Here is a 17915-nt window from a genome sequence, read left to right on the forward strand (position 1 = left end):
TGATTGTTTATTTTGAATTTAACGAAGAGATAAAATCTATAGTTTTGGCGTTAAAAATAGTTGGTTGTTCTATATTAACGACATGACCACATTTTTTTATAATAAATAAAGAAGAATTTACATGATGTTGTACCACACTTTTTATAGATGGTAAAAACAAGTGGTCTTCTTCTCCCATAATATATAAAGTAGGAATCTTAATATCTTTACTTCTAAAAAAACGTAATAAAGGATTAATTTCTGAAGTAAGTTTAAACCATTTTAAAAACTCTTTTTGATATAGTTTTTTTGCTTCATTAATAAATAAAAGTCTAGAGTTTTTATGGTTTTTTCTAGGCATAATAATAAAAGCAAACAACTTGTAAAGTAACATATAGGGAACAATAGATTTAAAAATATTACCTAATTTCATAAGCAGTTGCGATCTAAAATTCAGTTTTAAAATTGCACCACCTAAAATCATGCTTTTTACTAATTCAGGTTTTTTTTCAGCAAGATTTCTAATTAAAATAGATCCTAAAGAAATTCCAATAAAATGAGATTTCTTAATTTTAATATGGGTTAATACTTCAATGATGTCTTTTGTAACTACATCAAAATTATATTCACTTTTAAAAAGCTTGCCTAATGTTGGTTTACTTCTTCCATGCCCTCTTAAGTCAAGAATAAGTACATTAAAATGTTTTTTAAACTCTCTAACTTGTTTAAACCAAATAGTGCTACTTCCACCAGCTCCGTGAACAAAAGTAACCCATTCTGTAGAGGTTTTATGTAAATATGTATTGTGATATAACAAGTCTTGTTTTACGTTTTAATCTTGAAAGATACATATTTTTGCGCCATGGTAAATTCTATACTATATAAAAATGCTAAAGTTGCATACCAGATTTTTGGAACAGGAAAGCAAAAAATAGTCTTGTTACATGGTTTTTTAGAAAGCTCTAAAATGTGGAATTTTTTAATTCAGAAAATACAAAATGATTTTCAAATTATAACTATAGACTTGCTCGGTCATGGAGCTTCGGAATGTTTAGGTTATGTACATACCATGGAAGAAATTGCCGAAACCATTTGTCGAGTATTTGAAAAAGAGAAAATTACTAAAGTAACTCTTATTGGTCATTCAATGGGAGGTTATGTGGCTCTAGCTTTAACTGAAAAATATCCAGATTATGTGGAACGATTATGTTTGTTGAACTCAACATCTTCTCCAGATTCAGAAGAACGTAAACAAATACGAGATAGAGCAATTAAAATGGCTAAGACAAATTATAAAACATTAGTCGCAATGTCTGTCGGAAATCTATTTGCAAGAGAAACTCATGAAAAGTTTGGAGATAAAATAGAAGTTTGTAAGCAGGAAGCTTTAAAAACAACTGTACAAGGTTATATTGCTTGTTCTGAGGGAATGAAATTGAGAAAAAATAGATCAGATGTTTTGCAAAATGGTACGTTTAAAAAATTGATAATTGGAGGAGAAAAAGATCCTGTTTTAGATATAAAAGCGATAGAAATTGAAGCTAATAATACAAAAACTCCACTACGAATTTTATCTAACGGACATATGAGTCATATTGAAAATGAGGAAGAACTAGTAGTTGTATTAAAAGATTTTTGCTTGTTGTAAGTGCATCAAAGAATATTCATTTATATTTGAATTGAAGCCAAAAAAATGAATGATCTAGATTTAAGGGTTTACATTGGAATCCTCGCTACTTTTATTACCTTATTATTTGCTGTTTTTATTTTCACTGTTAAATCTGAAAATAAATTAAGCAATCGTTTGTTTGGTATGTTTTTATTACTGAGTTCTATTGAAATGAGTGGTTTTTTTATTCATGATTTTGTAGTGACTTCATTACGTGTTTTAATGTTTAAAAACACAATTTATTACCTTATAACACCAGTTTTTTATTTTTACGTTTGTTCGGTGTGTTTTTCTGATTTCAAATTTCAAAAGAAACACCTATGGCATTTGTTACCTTTTTTAATCGGAAACATAATTATGATTCCAAGATTTTATATAGGAGGAAGTGAGCAAATGGCAACTATTTCTTTAGATATAATTGGTACTTTTGAAGTGGTTTTTATGCATATTTCAATGCATTTACAATCAATTTACTATTATGTAATGAGTTTAGTTGTTTTAAAACAAGCTAAAAATATATTTTACGAAAACCATTCAGGGAATAGAATTCAAGCCTATAAATGGTTGTATCAAATTGTAGTGTTTTGGATTGTAATTTTCAGTATAGCTGCTATTAAAAATGTTTTAAAATATTCTAATGTTCAAGATACAATTTTTTCTTCTTCACAAGTTGTTTTAATTTTTTCAATATTAGTAGTAACGTGTTGGTATATTTTAAAAGCCTTAAACAATCCCGAGTTATTTAAAGGAGTAGATTCTCAAACAAAACTCACAAAGGATTTATTAAATGAAGCTGAAGAGAAGGGAGAAAATGATGAAATTATAGAAAGATTAAGATTGTTTATGGATACAGAAAAACCATACCTGAATCCGTCTTTATCTATTCGAAATTTGGCACAACAAATGAAAATTCCTTCAAGAGAATTGTCTATAGCTATTAATCACGATTTAAAACAGCATTTCTTTGATTTTGTAAATGAATACAGAATTAAAAATGCAATGCAATTGTTAACCGATAAAAATCAGCCGAAATTAACAGTTTTAGAAATTTTATATGAAGTTGGATTTAATTCAAAATCATCTTTCAATACAGCGTTTAAAAAGTATACGAATTTAACTCCAACTCAATACCGAAAAAAAGAGCGTAACTCATAAATACATGGAAAAAGTTTCTGTAATAGCAGTTTTAGGATTTATAATTTTCTTGTTGTTCTTGTTTTTTGCAGGCTTCTTACTTACTGTAAAAACCAATAAGAAATTAGGAAACCGATTATTGGCTTTTTTCTTAATAGTTACAGCTTTAGATATTAGCGTGTTTTTTTATTCCATGTTTGTAACGCCAAATTTGAATTTAGAAATGTTACGGATCAAATTATCTGCTTTTAAAGATCCATTATTGTTCTTGTACGTGCTTTCGGTCATCTATTCTAATTTTAAGCTAAAGAGAATTCACGTATTACATAGTTTATTTTGGTTGATAAGTATAGTGATATTACTACCTAATTTTTTTCTTGTAGATGCTTCAGCAAAAGAAGCTTTTTTAAATAATTATGATGATAATTGGGAGATTCAATTTTTAGATTTTGCAGGACATTTTGTTTCTTTAGGTTATTTCTTAGCAACATTGTATTACGTGTTGCGATATCGAAAATTGATTCTTGAGAATTACACAAATTCTGATGTTTTAAAAAATTATAATTGGTTAAAACAATTACTAATTTTAATTACTATCGGACATCTGTTAACGTTAATTAAAGGATATGCTAGAGATACGATTGAAAATGATGAAGTAACTCAGGTTTTAAGAATTGTAGTGTTACTTTTTGGTGTCTTTTTTATCTTTTGGTTATTCTTAAAAGCATTACACTCTCCAAAATTATTTAGAGGAATAGATGTTCATCTTTCTACATCAAAAGAAATAGAAAAAGAAGTAGATGAAAACAATACGAAGGTAGAAGATTTAAAAAACTACATGATTACAAAAGAGCCGTTTTTAAATCCAGATTTAACAATTCGGAAACTTGCTGAAAATATGCAAATGCCTATGCGAGATTTATCGGTGTTAATTAATCAAAATTTGAATCAACATTTCTTCGATTTTATAAATGGATATCGAATAGAAAAAGCTAAAAAAATACTCTCAGATACATCAAAATCTAAAGTTACTGTTTTAGAAATCTTGTATGAAGTTGGTTTTAATTCAAAATCATCTTTTAATACTGCATTTAAAAAACATACTGGGAAAACACCTACACAGTACAGAAAATCAGTTGATTAACGTAAAATCGAACGTTTTAAAAAAATAGTCGAACCAATTTTTAGAAGAGAAAAAGGTTCGACTTTATGTTGTCGGTCGCACAACATAGGAATCTAAAGCACTTTTGTGTCATCAAAACAAAAAACACAAAATATGAAACGTTTAGCTTTAGTAACACTATTGTTTTTATCAGTATTAGTTTACGCACAACAAGTAAAAGGAAAAGTTGTAGATGCTTTAGGAAATATTGCATTTGCAGATGTAGTTTTAAAAGATACTACAGGGAAAGTTATTGCAGGAACAAACTCTAACGATGATGGAATTTTTTCACTTAAAAGTCAGAAAGGAAACTATGAAATTACAATTTCTTTTTTAGGGTATAAAGATTGGAAAAAACAGATTTCGATAACGAATACTATCGATTTGGGAACAATTACATTATTAGAAGACAGTGAAAATTTAGAAGAGGTAGTTATAAAATCAAAAACAAGAGTGATTCAGCAAAAAGTAGATCGATTAGTTTTTGATGTAGAAAAAAGTGTTGTTGCAGAAGGAGGAAATGGTATTGATATTTTAAATGTTGCACCAAGAGTTCAAGTACAAAATGGAACTTTAGAAATTTTAGGAAAAGGACCTTCTAGAGTTTTAATTAATGGTCGTTTATCACCTTTAGAAGGAGAGGAGTTAACAGCTTTTTTACAAGGTTTAAATGCGAACGACATAAAAACAATTGAAGTTATCACAAACCCACCAGCAAAATATGAAGTTTCTGGTAGAGGAGGTTTAATCAATGTCATTTTAAAGAAATCGAAACAAAATTCTTGGAATAATACTGTTAGAGCTGTTTACAATCAAAACAAATATAATTTCGGTTCTCTTCGAAACAACTTTTCTTACAATAAGAATAATTTATCTGTAGTTGCAAGTATAAATGCTACAAAGGGACATTATAGACATACTGAGGATTTACAAATTCAGTATCCACAAAACTTTTGGGATATTGCTATTGAATCTAAAGAAAGAACAGATAATTTCTCAGGAAGATTTCAATTAGATTATCAAGTTTCAGACCATACATCTTTAGGAATTCAATATTTAGGAAATGCTAGAAAACCAGGAGGGTTTACTACGGTAACATCAACAATTTTTGATGAGAATAAACAGTTAGATCGATTTATTGAAAACAAGGGAGATAATAGTATTAATAGAAAAAATAACACCTTAAATTTTCATGCGGAAACGAAACTAGATTCTTTGGGAAGATCAATTTCTGTTGATGCTGATTACTTTAATTACAATTCTAAAAACGACAGAGATTTTACAACTGAAGTGTTTGATAATATAGGAAATTCAGTGGGAATATCATCGGCTGCATTAAATATTTCTGATCAAGATATTCAAAACTATAGTTCAAAAATAGATGTGAATTACCCAATAAATAAAGTTCAATTATCGTTTGGAGGAAAGGCAAGTTTTACAACTACAAAAAGTAATATTTTATTCTTTGATACACTTTCTGGAAATCCAGTTTTAGATCCAACAAGATCGAATAATTTCGAATATCAAGAAGATAATTTGGCAGCTTACATATCAGCAAGTACAAACTTAAATTCAAAATTAGAGTTAAAATTAGGATTACGTTTAGAGAATACAAATACAAAAGGAATTAGCGAGCAAACAAATCAAGAGATAGAAAATGAATTTACAAAGTTGTTTCCAACGTTATATGTATCGTATAGAAAAAATGATCATCATGCTTTTTCTTTCTCTTACGGAAAACGAATTGATAGACCAAGATTTTCAGATTTAAACCCATTTAGATATTATATTAATGATAATAGTTTCGGAGAAGGAAATCCTTTTTTACAGTCATCATTCACAGATAGTTTTGAGTTGTCACATTCTTATAAAAGAAATTTAAATACAAGTGTATTTTTAAATGTTACTACAGATGGTTTCGGAGTAATTTTTACTTCAGATCCTGTTGCAGAAACTCAAATAGTAACTCGTGATAACTATATCACACAATATAATTATGGAATTTCTGAGAACTATAGTTTTAAAGCAAATTCATGGTGGCAAAGTCAGAATAGCATCAATATTTTAGGATATTATTCAACATTTCAAAAAGAAATAGGAGCAAAGCCAAGAAATGGAGTGCAAGCAAGAATAGCTTCAAATAATACATTTTCATTGTCAGAAAAATCAAAATTCTTAGTGAACTCATGGTATAGTTCTGCGTATAGTGGAGGTTTATTTAGTGTTGGAGAAATGTATAGCGTGTCTTTAGGATATCAACACGATTTTAAAAACAACATAAAACTCTCTGTTTTTGCTAATGATATTTTTAATACAAGTGCCTTAAATAATTTAACATCTGTAGTGGATGGCGTTGAACAAGTATACGGACAGAATGAAAGTAATAGAAATTTCAGAATTTCTTTAGCGTATAGTTTCGGAAATAAAAAGATAAAAGTAAAAGACAGAAATTTCGGTAACGACGAAGAACGAAGAAGAAGTAATTAAAACAAGTTTTGTTTTGATAAAATGCTATGCAAAATGAAGTGTATTTTAAGATTCCTGCTTATGCAGGAATCTTTTTTAATTTAAAAAGTATATTCCAACCCAAATACCAATCCAGATACAGTTTCACTACCTAATTTATAGTTGTGATATCCTGTATAAAGAGCTGTTTTTTTTATGTGATATTTAGCTTGAGCTTTAAATACATTTACAGAATTATCGTTAATAAAACTTTGTTTCCAACCTAAGTGTAAGCTAATTGGTTTGGCAGGATAAATATCTGTGCCAAAATTATAAGAAACTCCAGCAGTATTTACACCATTTCCAACATAAGTAACTCCTAATCCCCACCACATAGATATGTTACGATTTCTTATTCTGTAATAATTTAAGTTTACAGATGTAATATTTAAAGATTCCGAGTTTAATAATGTGTTTTCAGAAAAGTTAATGTGAGAAAGTTCAACTCCCACTAAATAAACAGGTTTGTATACAGCGTTAAACTCAATTCCTCGTACACGATTAAATAAATAGTTTGTGCCTAATTTTAGGCTTTGTTTTTTAAGGTTTCCATCTAAGCTAATAGAATATTCACCTTCTTTATCATTGTAATAAGGATAAGGATTCATTGCTGTTTCTGTGGGTTCTCCAATGAAAATTCCAAGACTTGCATAATAAAAGACATCTAAGAAAATTTCTCCGAAAAAAGCGAAAAAAAAATTATCATCATCATTGTCTGAATCATCATTTGAATTACTGCTAGATGATGTACTAGAGCTACTGCTTAAACTTTGTTTAGCTTTACTTAAAGTACTTTGACTGCATAAAAAAAAGGGAATAAACACTAATAATAGTAGTTTTCGTTTCATAGTAGTTTCGTTTCAGTTTTGTCATTTTTTACCAAATTTTGTACCGTAAATTTTGATATCTGAAAGCTATGTTTAACTTTATGGTTTAATTAACGTTTATTAGCACTCCTGAAAAATGAAGGTATTCCATTTAGCGCAAGAGAATTCAGTTCTTAATAAATTTCTAAGTGAAATTAGAGATGAAAATATTCAGAAAGATAGCATGCGATTCCGAAGGAATATCGAAAGAATTGGAGAAGTTTTAGGTTATGAATTAAGTAAAAGACTTAATTATAGTACTAAAAAAGTACACACGCCTTTAGGGGTTAAAGAAATTAATTTACAAGACAACGAAGTGATTTTGTGTTCAATTTTACGAGCAGGTTTACCTCTTCATGACGGACTTTTAAATTATTTTGATGATGCTGAAAACGCTTTTATTTCAGCGTATAGACATCATCTTAATAATTCAGAAGATTTTGAAATCATAGTTGAATATTTTGCTTCACCACCTATTGATAATAAAACCGTTTTACTTATCGATCCAATGTTGGCTACAGGTAGATCTTTAGTTTCTGTCTATGCTGCTCTAAAAAATTATGGAATTCCAAAAGAAATCCATATTGTTTCTGTAATTGGATCATTAGATGGAATAGATTATATCAAAAATCATTTTCCTTTAAATACATCATTATGGATTGCAGATATAGATAATGAATTAAACGAAAAAGGTTATATTATTCCTGGTTTAGGAGATGCAGGAGATTTAGCTTTTGGACAAAAAATGTAATTACGAAAGATAAGTAAATAGTGAAATAGAGAGTATTGCGAAAAGAATAAGGTCAGAATACCATTTCTTTTGAAATAACTCAAAACCATTAGCAATAATAAGAGCAGAAGGAAAAATAAGATAAAGTATTTCACTACCATTTCTATCTCTTATAATTAATAACAAAAGTAATGAGAAGAAAAAGTGAAAACAGATTAAAATCCAACTTTTTCTAAACATGTTTTTTACACGTAAAGTTTTTGGAGTTTTTAAAATTAAAGATATAGTAATTAGTAATAATAATAAGCTTAATATAATAAGGTATCTAGATGTGTTGTAAAAATTGAAATCAAAATTTGTATACCAATTTAAAAGAGTGTAAAAACGTTCTAGTTCAGCATACCAAAAACAATAAGTGAAGTATAAAATAATAGGAACAGAAAACCCAATTATTGGAGTGGCAATTCGTCTAATATCAATGTGTTGGTGAATAAAAATCCCAATAAAAGTAAAAAGAAAAAAGATTAAGGTAAACGGTTCTATTAAAAAAGAAATAGCAATCCAAAAACCACTGTCAAATAATTTTTTAATAATGTTTTTTGAAGATTGAAAACTGTATACTCTCCTTATATATATGGTTAAAATCAGATTAGAATAAAAATAAGTATTAACCTTAAAAGTTTCAGGAAAAAAACTAAGAAGGATAATAAAGAAAAGAAAAAAGTAAGAATTGTCGAAAGTTAAATTGTTTCTCGAGTTTACAAAATTTACGATGGCAAAAAGTGTTAAAAACCACAAGAAAAGAGGAATGTTAATAAGGTTTACATGGTTTGTAAAAAAACCAGCAACGACATAACAAATAAACAATCCTATGATAAACATAGAATTTACTGGTTTAGTTGTACTGAAAAAGTTGGTTAACATTTTTTCTTTTTATATTTTTGCAGGCGTAAAGATAATCAAGATATGTTAGGATTAAATATTTTTAGATTCATAGGTGAGATATTTCAAGTATTATTCATTCCATTCGAATGGATTCGTTTAAGTCTTGCTAAAGGTAGTGCAGGATGGTGGACGTCTAATACTATCAATTGGATTTTCTTATTAGTACTTATCGTCTTACTTTCTTATTGGATTTCTCAAGCTCTTAAATTTAAGAGAGAAGGAACTGAAGATAGAGCCTAAGCTTAAGCTGTTTTATATTGGGAAGTAAAAACAAACTCAAACGTTTCAGAGAAAACGAAACTTTTGCTAATGTTATTCAACCTACAAGAGAAGAAGTTGTAAACGATTTTTCTTTAAAAGGTAAATGGAATACATTTTTTAAAAACGACAATCCTATTGTTTTAGAATTAGGTTGTGGTAAAGGAGAATATACAATTGCATTAGCTGAAAAAAATCCAGAATTCAATTTCATAGGAATAGATATTAAGGGTGCACGTTTTTGGAGAGGAGCAAAAACTGCTCTAGAAAATGACATGAATAATGTTGCGTTTATCAGAACGCAAATAGAATTAATTGATTTTATTTTTGCTAAGAATGAAGTGCATGAAATTTGGATTACTTTTCCAGATCCTCAAATAAAATATAAGAGAACTAAACATCGTATGACGAATACTAGTTTTCTTAAAAAATACCATCAAGTTTTAAAAGAAGATGGTGTTATAAATCTTAAAACAGATAGTGAGTTTATGCATGGTTATACATTAGGGCTTTTACATGGTGAAGGTCATGAAGTATTACATGCAAATCACGATGTGTATAAAAATCACTATTCTCCTGAAGAAGTTACAGGTACACAAACTTTTTACGAGAAGCAATATCTAGAAAAAGGTAAACCAATTACTTATATAAAATTCAGGTTAAATTACTAAGCTTTTTTAATTGTAAAGAAAGTTTTTTTCTATATGAGCGTCTAAAGTTACTCATCAATAATTTTTAGAATGCTGTTTCATTTTATTCTTGGTTTTGTAACCTCTTATCTTGGATTTATAGCTCCAAGTATGCTTAATTTAACTGTGGGTAAAATTTTTATTGATGAAAATAAAAAATCAGCAAGACATTTCATTTTAGGAGCAGCAATTGTAGTTTTCTTTCAATTTTTGTTAAGTTTAATAGTGATTCGATTAATTCACAAATTTCCCCACACATTATTTTGGATTAAAAATGTAGCGGTTTTTGTTTTTATGTATTTATCCTTTTTCTATCTGAATAAAGAATTTTCGTCTAGGCAAAAAGTACAGCAGATTTGCAATCAAAAAACATGTTTTTCTTACGGAATCAAACTTTCTTTTATAAATATGTTTGCAATTCCTTTTTTCATATTAACATATTCATTCTTCATATCTAAAGGTTGGTTATCTGAAGAATATAACTATTTGTTGTCTTTTGGAATCGGAATTTCATTAGGTGTAATCTCAGTTCTTTCTAGTTATATTTTACTTGTAAAAAAAATGGAAACCAAAGTGGCTAAAGTAATGGTGTTTTTTAATCCGTTAATGAGTATAATTACAGGTTTTTTAGCAATATTAACATTAATAAAGTTGTACTTTTAAAGTATGGAAGATTCTAAAAATTTTTTCGATAAAGTATATGAAGTAGCAAGGTTAATTCCTCATGGAAGAGTAACAAGTTACGGAGCAATTGCAAAATATTTAGGAGCAGCTCGTTCTGCAAGAATGGTAGGTTGGGCAATGAATAATTCAGGCGGTAAAGAAGTGCCAGCACATAGAGTTGTAAATAGAAAAGGTATTCTTACAGGAAAACATCATTTCGATGGAACAAATTTAATGCAGCAACTATTAGAAAGTGAAGGAATAGAAGTTATCGAAAATCAAATACAAGATTTAGAAAAAGTATTTTGGGATCCAATGAAGGAGTTATACTAAAGTAAACGTGTAAAATACTTTTTATTAAAAATCCTTATAAAGCTATAAACAATCGTAATTACACGGCTTTAATATCTGAAGCTTAAATGGTATCTTTGTAATTTAGAATTAATATAAAAAACATAATGAGCTTTAAAAAGCAAGATATATACAATGCATTAGAAACAATAACTGCACCTGGAGAAGGGAAAAGTTTAGTTGAAAATGAGAATGTAAAGAATGTGGTTACTTTTGGAAATGAAGTAATTGTTGATGTTGTAATTGGAAACCCAACTTTACAAGCTAAAAAAAAGATGGAAACTGAAATTAAAAAAGCAATCCATCAAAATGTAAGTGACAGCGTTGAAGTTAAAGTCAATGTAAAAGCTGAAGTTAAACCAAAAGAAGAGTTGAACCAAATTCGAGGAAAAGAAATTCCAAATATCAAAAATATAATCGCAATTGCTTCTGGTAAAGGTGGTGTAGGTAAATCTACAGTTACAGCTAATGTTGCAATTAGTTTAGCAAAAATGGGATTTAATGTAGGTGTTCTTGATGCTGATGTTTACGGCCCATCTCAACATATTATGTTCGATGTTGAACGTGAAAGACCATTATCAGTTAAAGTTGATGGACGTTCTAAAATGAAACCTGTTGAAAATTACGGAGTAAAATTATTATCATTAGGTTTCTTTACAAATCCAAATCAAGCTGTAATCTGGAGAGGACCAATGGCTTCTAAAGCTTTAAATCAATTAATTTTTGATGCAGATTGGGGAGAAATCGATTTCTTATTAATCGATTTACCTCCAGGAACAGGAGATGTTCATTTATCAATAGTTCAAGCTTTACCAATTACAGGAGCTGTAGTTGTAAGTACTCCTCAAAATATTGCTTTAGCAGATGCGAAAAAAGGTGTAGCAATGTTCCAACAAGAAGCTATTAATGTTCCTGTTTTAGGAATTGTTGAAAACATGGCATATTTTACACCAGCAGAATTACCAGAGAATAAATACTACATTTTTGGTCAAAATGGAGCTAAAAATTTAGCAGAAGATTTAGAAACAAAATTCTTAGGTGAAATTCCAATCGTTCAAAGTATAAGAGAGGCAGGAGATGTTGGTCATCCTGTAGCTTTACAAAATGGAACAAAACTTGAAGAATCATTCAAAGAAATAACACAAGAAATAGTTTCACAGTTATTAAAAAGAAATGAAAACCTACCTCCAACAGAAGTAGTACGAATTACTACTATGAGTGGTTGTAGTACAAAATAAGTCAGTAAGATATGTCAGTAGAAACACAAGATAAAGTAGAAAAAGCATTAGAAGAAATTCGTCCGTTTTTAATTAGTGACGGAGGAAATATTAAGCTTTTATCCGTAGAAAATAACATTGTAAAAGTACAGTTAGAAGGAGCTTGCAGTGGTTGTTCTGTAAACCAAATGACACTTAAAAATGGTGTAGAAGCAACAATTAAAAGACATGCTCCAGAGATTGAAGAAGTGATTAATGTAGCTTAATAATTTTACTTTTATGATTAAAACCGATATACTTATTATAGGTGCCGGTCCAACAGGTCTGTTTACAGTTTTTGAAGCAGGTTTATTAAAGTTACGTTGCCATTTAATTGATGCGTTACCACAACCGGGTGGACAATGTTCTGAGATTTATCCTAAAAAACCTATTTACGATATTCCTGCGTATCCAGAGATTTTAGCTGGTGATTTAACAGATAAATTAATGGAGCAAATTAAACAATTTGAACCAGGATTTACCTTAGGAGAACGCGCAGATACTGTTGAGAAACAAGAAGACGGAACATTTATCGTAACAACAAATAAAGGTACTAAACATCACGCTCCGGTAGTTGCTATTGCTGGTGGATTAGGAAGTTTTGAGCCTAGAAAACCACCTATTAGTAATATAGCAGATTACGAAGGAAAAGGAGTAGAGTATATTATTAAAGAACCAGAAATGTACCGTGGTAAAGATGTGGTTATTGCTGGTGGTGGAGATTCTGCTTTAGATTGGTCTATTTTCTTGGCTGACGTTGCTAATTCTGTTACGTTAATTCACAGACGAAACGAATTTAGAGGTCATTTAGATTCTGTAGATCAAGTACAGGAATTAAAAAATCAAGGTAAAATTAACTTAATTACTCCAGCAGAAGTTAAAGCTATTGTTGGTGATGGTAAGGTAGAAGGAGTAGAAGTTCACAAGAAAGATGAAGAGCCTTTTGTAATTAATACAGATCATTTTATTCCTCTATTTGGCTTATCTCCAAAACTAGGACCTATTGCTGACTGGGGGCTAGAAATTGAGAAAAATGCAATTAAGGTGAATAATGCATTAGATTACCAAACTAATATTCCAGGAATTTATGCTATTGGAGATGTTAATACATATCCTGGTAAGTTAAAATTAATTTTATGTGGATTCCATGAGGCTACTTTAATGTGTCAAAGTGCTTTCAAAAGAATTTTTCCAGATAAAAAATATGTAATGAAATACACAACAGTTGGTGGTGTTCAAGGTTTCGATGGAACCAAAAAAGAAGCACCTAAAGCTGTAGTAAAAGCTATAAAATAAATTGACGTTAACAGAATATATTCAACAATTATCACAAGATAAACTCTTGTATTTTGCATTACCAGTGTTTTTTATATCAATGCTGGTAGAGTACCAATTTGCTAAAGATAAATACCATGGTAAAGACACTACAGTTTCTTTATTAATGATGGTGTTTTCTGCTGTAATTGAGTTTGTTCCAAAAGTATTGGCGTTTGTTGTGTTTTTCTATTTACATGAATTAAGTCCTTTAAAAGATATAGTTGGCCGCCAATGGTGGGCTTGGTTGTTATTGTTTTTTGCTGATGATATTTCATATTATTGGTTCCATCGTTTAAATCATGAAGTTCGTTTGTTTTGGGCAGGCCATGTTCCACATCATTCGTCTATCTACATGAATTTAGGAACAGCATTACGTCAAGGAGTAGGAGAACGTATTCATAAATTTTTCTTTTGGTTATGGATTCCATTATTAGGGTTCGATCCATTAATGATGTTCACCATGATGGGAGTAAGTTTAATTTATCAGTTTTTTGTGCATACAGAACTGGTAGATAAATTGCCAAAGCCAATTGAGTTTATTTTCAATACACCTTCTCATCACAGAGTTCACCATGCATCCAATATCAGATATTTAGATTGTAACCATGCTGGAATTTTAATTATCTGGGATCGTATTTTCGGTACGTTTTCAGAAGAATTAAAACAAATTGATCAACCTGTATATGGATTAACAGTAAATATTGAAACCTTTCATCCAGTAAAAGTTGCTACACACGAATATGCTGCAATATGGAAAGATGTAAAACGAGCGGATAAATGGTCCGATAAACTGAACTATATTTTTAATTCACCAGGTTGGAGTCACGATGGAGAAGATAAAAGAGCTAAGGTGCTTCGAAAGAAATTAAAAGAAGAAGAATTATGATGATAAAGTTAAATTTAGTTCCAACTTATTTTTTCGATAAGGTTTTAAATACGAGAACCTTATTGCTTTTTACTTTAATATCAATAGTTCTAATAGCTGTTCTTATGAAGTATTATAATTTTTTAGAAAGGAAAGATTGGAATAAAAACAAGCACTATTCAGATTACTCTAAAATTCTTTTTAAAGCAGCGAATTTTATTTCTCTATTAATTATTACTAGTGTAATTAATTCGTTTGAAACCATATCTGAACATATAGGTTTGTTGATATTACCAACTTTGATTTTATCTATTTTTTATTTTAATTATTACAGAGGAGTAAATTTTAAAGTGAAAAAGAAATTAAATTTTTTTTTTCAAGGTAAATCAATATACGATTCTAATAAGAATGTGTTTTTAATCGAAAGTATTGAGTACTCATCGAATAATATTAAAACTGAGCAAAACCTGTCTTCTTTTAGTGAATTACTTTTATTCACTTTCATCATCATTATTATTGCGACTCCGATATATAAGTTATTAGGAATAGATTATTTTATTTAACATGCAAGATCAAGATATTACAATAAAAATTACAGACAGAGAAGGTGTAACTCACGAAGTACAAGCACCAACAGATATGAACATGAATTTGATGGAAGTAATTCGTTCTTATGAATTAGCTCCAGAAGGAACAGTTGGTATTTGCGGAGGTATGGCAATGTGCGCTTCTTGTCAGTGTTATGTGAAATCAGATCATGAACTTCCAGAAATGTCTGATGATGAAGATGCAATGCTTGCAGAAGCCTTTTATGTTGAAGATAATAGTCGTTTAGGATGTCAAATTCATATGACTCCAGAACTTGATGGACTAGAAGTTGAGATAGCTCCTGAAAGTTAATTTTAATTTATTCTAAATAAGTGTTACATTTGCAATATGAATGTAGATGCAATTGTTGAATACGAGATCGATCTTAAAGAGATCACATTTTGTAAATACGAATTAAAAACAGTTAATAAAAGAATCCTTTTGTCATTTCCTCAATTATTACAATTGAGAAAAAATGTATATAATCTTACAAAACCAGAAGCTTTATACGATATCATTGATTCAGAGAATTTTGTACTGCTTTTTGTTGCAGATAAACAACATTTAATCTATTTAGATATTCCTCAAATCTTAAACTTAAGAAACACAATAGATTCGTTTTTTTACAGTTTTAAATCAGTTTCAATCTAAATAATATCCTTATTTAGACTTCCTTTAAATTTTGATTGCCAGTTTTTTACAGCGATGTATTATCGTATTTTTGTAATAAGTAAAAATTAGAATATCATGAAAACAGCAATAAGAAAACAAATGACGATAAATCCTGTAGTTATGGATTTATTAAACAGTCAAATAGCATTAGAAATGAAAGCCTCTGCATCTTATTTAGCTATGGCTTCATGGTGCGATCAAAGAGAATTATTAAACAGTAAATCATTTTTCTATAAGCAGGCTGAAGAAGAAAGAGAGCATGCAATGAAAATATTTGCGTTTATAAACGATAATGGTGGAGCAGCAATCTCTCCAAGTGTAGAAAATGTAAATAACGATTTTGAAAGCCTTAGAGCGATTTACGAAACTTCTTTAGAACAAGAAATAAACGTAACAGAATCAATCTTTAAAATCTTTAAAACAGCTAGAAAAGAAGATGATTTTGTAACAGAAGTATTTTTACAGTGGTTTATTTCAGAACAATCTGAAGAAGAAGATACAATGAGAAGCATTATCGATGTATTTGATTTAATGGAAGGAATGCCATTAAAAATGATCGATGAAAGATTACCAAAAGAGTAATTTGATTTATAACAATATTTAAAAATCCGAAGTTAATAACTTCGGATTTTTTGTTGTATCAAATCATGATAAGAGTGATTTTTATCAGTCTGTAATCCACATTCTTTTTATTATATTTGTAGAACAAACAACTAAATCGTTAAAAATGTTCTGGTTAGGATTACTAGCACACTTAAAATTTTTAATTAAACGAAACCCTGAGTGATAGGTTAATGAATCAATTTATCTATTTGAAAATGTAATGCTTAATCATTTTTTATATTAGACATACATATAGTCATTAACAAATAAAACTATCGGCATATGCCTTTTTATCATAAATTAGGAAAAATTCCACACAAGCGTCATACACAATTCCGTAAAGAAGACGGAAGTTTATATTATGAACAGTTATTTGGTACCATAGGATTTGATGGGATGTCATCAAATTTATATCATGAGCACAGACCAACTCAGGTAAAAGAAATTAGAAAACAATATTCTGTAGCCCCTAAAATTGCAAAGAAAAATAATATTCAATCATATCGTTTTAGAGGTTTTCAAGTGCCTCAGGTCGAAGACTATTTAGAAAGTAGAAAAATAGTTCTAACAAATTCAGATTGTAATATTATTCTTTCAGCACCAAAATCATCTACAAACGACTATTTCTATAAAAATACAGATGCAGATGAAGTAATTTTTGTGCACCGAGGAACAGGTAAATTAAGAACACATATGGGAAATATTAATTTCAAATATGGAGATTACTTAGTGATTCCTCGTGGTATGATTTACAAGTTAGATTTTGATACAGAAGATAATCGTTTATTTATTGTTGAATCATATAGGCCTGTATATACGCCAAAACGTTACAGAAACTGGTTTGGTCAATTATTAGAACACGCACCGTTTTGCGAAAGAGATATTCGTCAACCTGAAGAGTTAGAAACACATAATGAAAAAGGTGATTTTTTAATAAAAATTAAAAAACAAGACGAAATCATAGAAATGGTATATGCTACACATCCTTTTGATGTTGTTGGTTACGATGGGTTTAACTATCCATATGCGTTCTCAATCCATGATTTTGAACCAATTACAGGTAGGGTGCATCAACCGCCACCTGTACATCAAACTTTCGAGACAGATGCATTTGTGATTTGTAGTTTCGTGCCAAGATTATACGATTATCATCCACAAGCAATTCCAGCTCCATATAATCATAGTAATATCGATTCTGATGAAGTTTTATATTACGTTGATGGAGATTTTATGAGTAGGAATGATATAGACGCAGGGCATATTTCTTTACATCCTGCAGGAATTCCTCACGGACCACATCCTGGAGCAACGGAAAGAAGTATTGGAGAAACCGTAACAGAAGAGTTAGCAGTAATGGTGGATACATTTAAGCCATTAATGGTAACCGAAGAAGCAATGAAAATTGCTGATGATACATATTATCAGTCTTGGTTAGAGTAATTAAAAAGAACAAATAAAATAGAGAAAAGATACAATTATCTTAAAATCTGAATCTATAATATAGTTTTTGAACTTACTAATTGAGTTAGAAATTCAGTTAATTATTGCTCATGAAAGAAATTATATAACACAATAAGAATTAAAATATATATAGAAGAAAAATTGACAGAATTTCAAAAATAGACAATAGATCATTTAAAATAAACTGTTAAAGTTTAAATTC

Annotated in this window: 21 protein-coding genes; 18 read left to right on the plus strand and 3 right to left on the minus strand. The window is 29.3% G+C overall.

Annotated elements, in window-relative coordinates:
* Positions 1-7: 7 nt before the first annotated feature.
* Complete coding sequence (locus AC2TEO_RS11735; RefSeq protein ID WP_442265008.1) at positions 8-796, minus strand: alpha/beta fold hydrolase; 789 nt, start codon at positions 794-796, stop codon at positions 8-10.
* A gap of 45 nt (positions 797-841) precedes the next feature.
* On the opposite strand from AC2TEO_RS11735, the gene AC2TEO_RS11740 reads away from it, so the two are divergent.
* The 4 genes from AC2TEO_RS11740 (at position 842) to AC2TEO_RS11755 (ending at position 6431) form a co-directional block, all read left to right on the plus strand.
* On the plus strand, positions 842-1627 hold the full coding sequence (locus tag AC2TEO_RS11740; RefSeq protein WP_442265009.1) for an alpha/beta fold hydrolase: 786 nt from the start codon (positions 842-844) through the stop codon (positions 1625-1627).
* Positions 1628-1672: 45 nt separating this feature from the next.
* A complete protein-coding gene (locus AC2TEO_RS11745; RefSeq protein ID WP_442265010.1) occupies positions 1673-2803 on the plus strand; it encodes a helix-turn-helix domain-containing protein in 1131 nt (376 codons plus the stop codon).
* 4 nt (positions 2804-2807) lie between these two features.
* Positions 2808-3926 carry a helix-turn-helix domain-containing protein gene (locus tag AC2TEO_RS11750; RefSeq protein WP_442265011.1) on the plus strand — a complete coding sequence of 373 codons (1119 nt, stop codon included), beginning with the start codon at positions 2808-2810 and terminating at the stop codon, positions 3924-3926.
* Between the two features lie 132 nt (positions 3927-4058).
* Positions 4059-6431, plus strand: a complete 2373-nt coding sequence (locus tag AC2TEO_RS11755; protein ID WP_442265012.1) for a TonB-dependent receptor domain-containing protein — start codon at positions 4059-4061, stop codon at positions 6429-6431.
* An 80-nt stretch (positions 6432-6511) separates the two neighbouring features.
* On the opposite strand, the gene AC2TEO_RS11760 is transcribed toward AC2TEO_RS11755, so the two are convergent.
* Entirely contained in the window at positions 6512-7297 is a 786-nt protein-coding gene (locus tag AC2TEO_RS11760) for a hypothetical protein (RefSeq protein WP_442265013.1), read from the minus strand.
* Positions 7298-7412: 115 nt separating this feature from the next.
* Here AC2TEO_RS11760 and upp point away from each other — a divergent pair, with 115 nt between their 5' ends.
* Positions 7413-8066: a uracil phosphoribosyltransferase gene (gene upp / locus AC2TEO_RS11765; RefSeq protein ID WP_442265014.1), complete on the plus strand. Its 654-nt coding sequence runs from the start codon at positions 7413-7415 to the stop codon at positions 8064-8066.
* Here upp and AC2TEO_RS11770 read toward each other — a convergent pair whose 3' ends face one another.
* The gene (locus tag AC2TEO_RS11770; RefSeq protein ID WP_442265015.1) at positions 8067-8969 is read right to left on the minus strand and encodes a DUF6427 family protein; all 903 of its coding nucleotides are present in this window, start codon (positions 8967-8969) and stop codon (positions 8067-8069) included.
* Positions 8970-9011: 42 nt separating this feature from the next.
* Between AC2TEO_RS11770 and AC2TEO_RS11775 the strand changes: the two genes are divergently transcribed.
* The 13 genes from AC2TEO_RS11775 to AC2TEO_RS11835 all read left to right on the plus strand — a co-directional run bounded on the left by AC2TEO_RS11775 (position 9012) and on the right by AC2TEO_RS11835 (position 17692).
* Positions 9012-9230 carry a DUF6341 family protein gene (locus AC2TEO_RS11775; protein ID WP_299672638.1) on the plus strand — a complete coding sequence of 73 codons (219 nt, stop codon included), beginning with the start codon at positions 9012-9014 and terminating at the stop codon, positions 9228-9230.
* 17 nt (positions 9231-9247) lie between these two features.
* Entirely contained in the window at positions 9248-9919 is a 672-nt protein-coding gene (trmB, locus tag AC2TEO_RS11780) for a tRNA (guanosine(46)-N7)-methyltransferase TrmB (RefSeq protein WP_442265016.1), read from the plus strand.
* A gap of 69 nt (positions 9920-9988) precedes the next feature.
* Positions 9989-10600 (plus strand): hypothetical protein, encoded by a 612-nt coding sequence (locus tag AC2TEO_RS11785; RefSeq protein ID WP_442265017.1) that lies wholly within the window; start codon positions 9989-9991, stop codon positions 10598-10600.
* Between the two features lie 3 nt (positions 10601-10603).
* Complete coding sequence (locus AC2TEO_RS11790) at positions 10604-10933, plus strand: MGMT family protein (protein WP_442265018.1); 330 nt, start codon at positions 10604-10606, stop codon at positions 10931-10933.
* A 125-nt stretch (positions 10934-11058) separates the two neighbouring features.
* On the plus strand, positions 11059-12189 hold the full coding sequence (locus tag AC2TEO_RS11795) for an Mrp/NBP35 family ATP-binding protein (RefSeq protein WP_442265019.1): 1131 nt from the start codon (positions 11059-11061) through the stop codon (positions 12187-12189).
* A gap of 11 nt (positions 12190-12200) precedes the next feature.
* On the plus strand, positions 12201-12434 hold the full coding sequence (locus tag AC2TEO_RS11800) for a NifU family protein (RefSeq protein WP_299672661.1): 234 nt from the start codon (positions 12201-12203) through the stop codon (positions 12432-12434).
* 13 nt (positions 12435-12447) lie between these two features.
* Positions 12448-13503, plus strand: coding sequence for an NAD(P)/FAD-dependent oxidoreductase (locus AC2TEO_RS11805; protein ID WP_442265020.1), 1056 nt, complete (start codon positions 12448-12450; stop codon positions 13501-13503).
* Between the two features lies 1 nt (position 13504).
* Positions 13505-14410 (plus strand): sterol desaturase family protein, encoded by a 906-nt coding sequence (locus AC2TEO_RS11810; protein WP_442265021.1) that lies wholly within the window; start codon positions 13505-13507, stop codon positions 14408-14410.
* Between the two features lie 104 nt (positions 14411-14514).
* On the plus strand, positions 14515-14952 hold the full coding sequence (locus AC2TEO_RS11815) for a hypothetical protein (RefSeq protein WP_442265022.1): 438 nt from the start codon (positions 14515-14517) through the stop codon (positions 14950-14952).
* Between the two features lies 1 nt (position 14953).
* Positions 14954-15289 (plus strand): 2Fe-2S iron-sulfur cluster-binding protein, encoded by a 336-nt coding sequence (locus tag AC2TEO_RS11820; RefSeq protein WP_442265023.1) that lies wholly within the window; start codon positions 14954-14956, stop codon positions 15287-15289.
* A gap of 36 nt (positions 15290-15325) precedes the next feature.
* Entirely contained in the window at positions 15326-15628 is a 303-nt protein-coding gene (locus AC2TEO_RS11825; RefSeq protein ID WP_442265024.1) for a hypothetical protein, read from the plus strand.
* A gap of 96 nt (positions 15629-15724) precedes the next feature.
* Positions 15725-16231, plus strand: a complete 507-nt coding sequence (locus AC2TEO_RS11830) for a ferritin (protein ID WP_299618465.1) — start codon at positions 15725-15727, stop codon at positions 16229-16231.
* A 303-nt stretch (positions 16232-16534) separates the two neighbouring features.
* Positions 16535-17692 (plus strand): homogentisate 1,2-dioxygenase, encoded by a 1158-nt coding sequence (locus AC2TEO_RS11835; RefSeq protein WP_442265025.1) that lies wholly within the window; start codon positions 16535-16537, stop codon positions 17690-17692.
* The last annotated feature ends 223 nt before the right edge of the window (positions 17693-17915 follow it).

Source organism: Tenacibaculum aquaeponti (assembly GCF_057221555.1).

Excerpts from the sequence above, each read along its gene's own strand:
- AC2TEO_RS11805 (WP_442265020.1), top strand. The coding sequence starts at position 12,448 with ATGATTAAAACCGATATACTTATTATAGGTGCCGGTCCAACAGGTCTG.
- AC2TEO_RS11775 (WP_299672638.1), top strand. The coding sequence starts at position 9,012 with ATGTTAGGATTAAATATTTTTAGATTCATAGGTGAGATATTTCAAGTA.
- AC2TEO_RS11815 (WP_442265022.1), top strand. The coding sequence starts at position 14,515 with ATGAAGTATTATAATTTTTTAGAAAGGAAAGATTGGAATAAAAACAAG.
- AC2TEO_RS11760 (WP_442265013.1), bottom strand. The coding sequence starts at position 7,297 with ATGAAACGAAAACTACTATTATTAGTGTTTATTCCCTTTTTTTTATGC.
- AC2TEO_RS11785 (WP_442265017.1), top strand. The coding sequence starts at position 9,989 with ATGCTGTTTCATTTTATTCTTGGTTTTGTAACCTCTTATCTTGGATTT.
- AC2TEO_RS11770 (WP_442265015.1), bottom strand. The coding sequence starts at position 8,969 with ATGTTAACCAACTTTTTCAGTACAACTAAACCAGTAAATTCTATGTTT.
- AC2TEO_RS11825 (WP_442265024.1), top strand. The coding sequence starts at position 15,326 with ATGAATGTAGATGCAATTGTTGAATACGAGATCGATCTTAAAGAGATC.
- AC2TEO_RS11795 (WP_442265019.1), top strand. The coding sequence starts at position 11,059 with ATGAGCTTTAAAAAGCAAGATATATACAATGCATTAGAAACAATAACT.
- upp (WP_442265014.1), top strand. The coding sequence starts at position 7,413 with ATGAAGGTATTCCATTTAGCGCAAGAGAATTCAGTTCTTAATAAATTT.
- AC2TEO_RS11800 (WP_299672661.1), top strand. The coding sequence starts at position 12,201 with ATGTCAGTAGAAACACAAGATAAAGTAGAAAAAGCATTAGAAGAAATT.
- AC2TEO_RS11830 (WP_299618465.1), top strand. The coding sequence starts at position 15,725 with ATGAAAACAGCAATAAGAAAACAAATGACGATAAATCCTGTAGTTATG.
- AC2TEO_RS11820 (WP_442265023.1), top strand. The coding sequence starts at position 14,954 with ATGCAAGATCAAGATATTACAATAAAAATTACAGACAGAGAAGGTGTA.
- AC2TEO_RS11790 (WP_442265018.1), top strand. The coding sequence starts at position 10,604 with ATGGAAGATTCTAAAAATTTTTTCGATAAAGTATATGAAGTAGCAAGG.
- AC2TEO_RS11755 (WP_442265012.1), top strand. The coding sequence starts at position 4,059 with ATGAAACGTTTAGCTTTAGTAACACTATTGTTTTTATCAGTATTAGTT.
- AC2TEO_RS11745 (WP_442265010.1), top strand. The coding sequence starts at position 1,673 with ATGAATGATCTAGATTTAAGGGTTTACATTGGAATCCTCGCTACTTTT.
- AC2TEO_RS11750 (WP_442265011.1), top strand. The coding sequence starts at position 2,808 with ATGGAAAAAGTTTCTGTAATAGCAGTTTTAGGATTTATAATTTTCTTG.
- AC2TEO_RS11835 (WP_442265025.1), top strand. The coding sequence starts at position 16,535 with ATGCCTTTTTATCATAAATTAGGAAAAATTCCACACAAGCGTCATACA.
- AC2TEO_RS11740 (WP_442265009.1), top strand. The coding sequence starts at position 842 with ATGGTAAATTCTATACTATATAAAAATGCTAAAGTTGCATACCAGATT.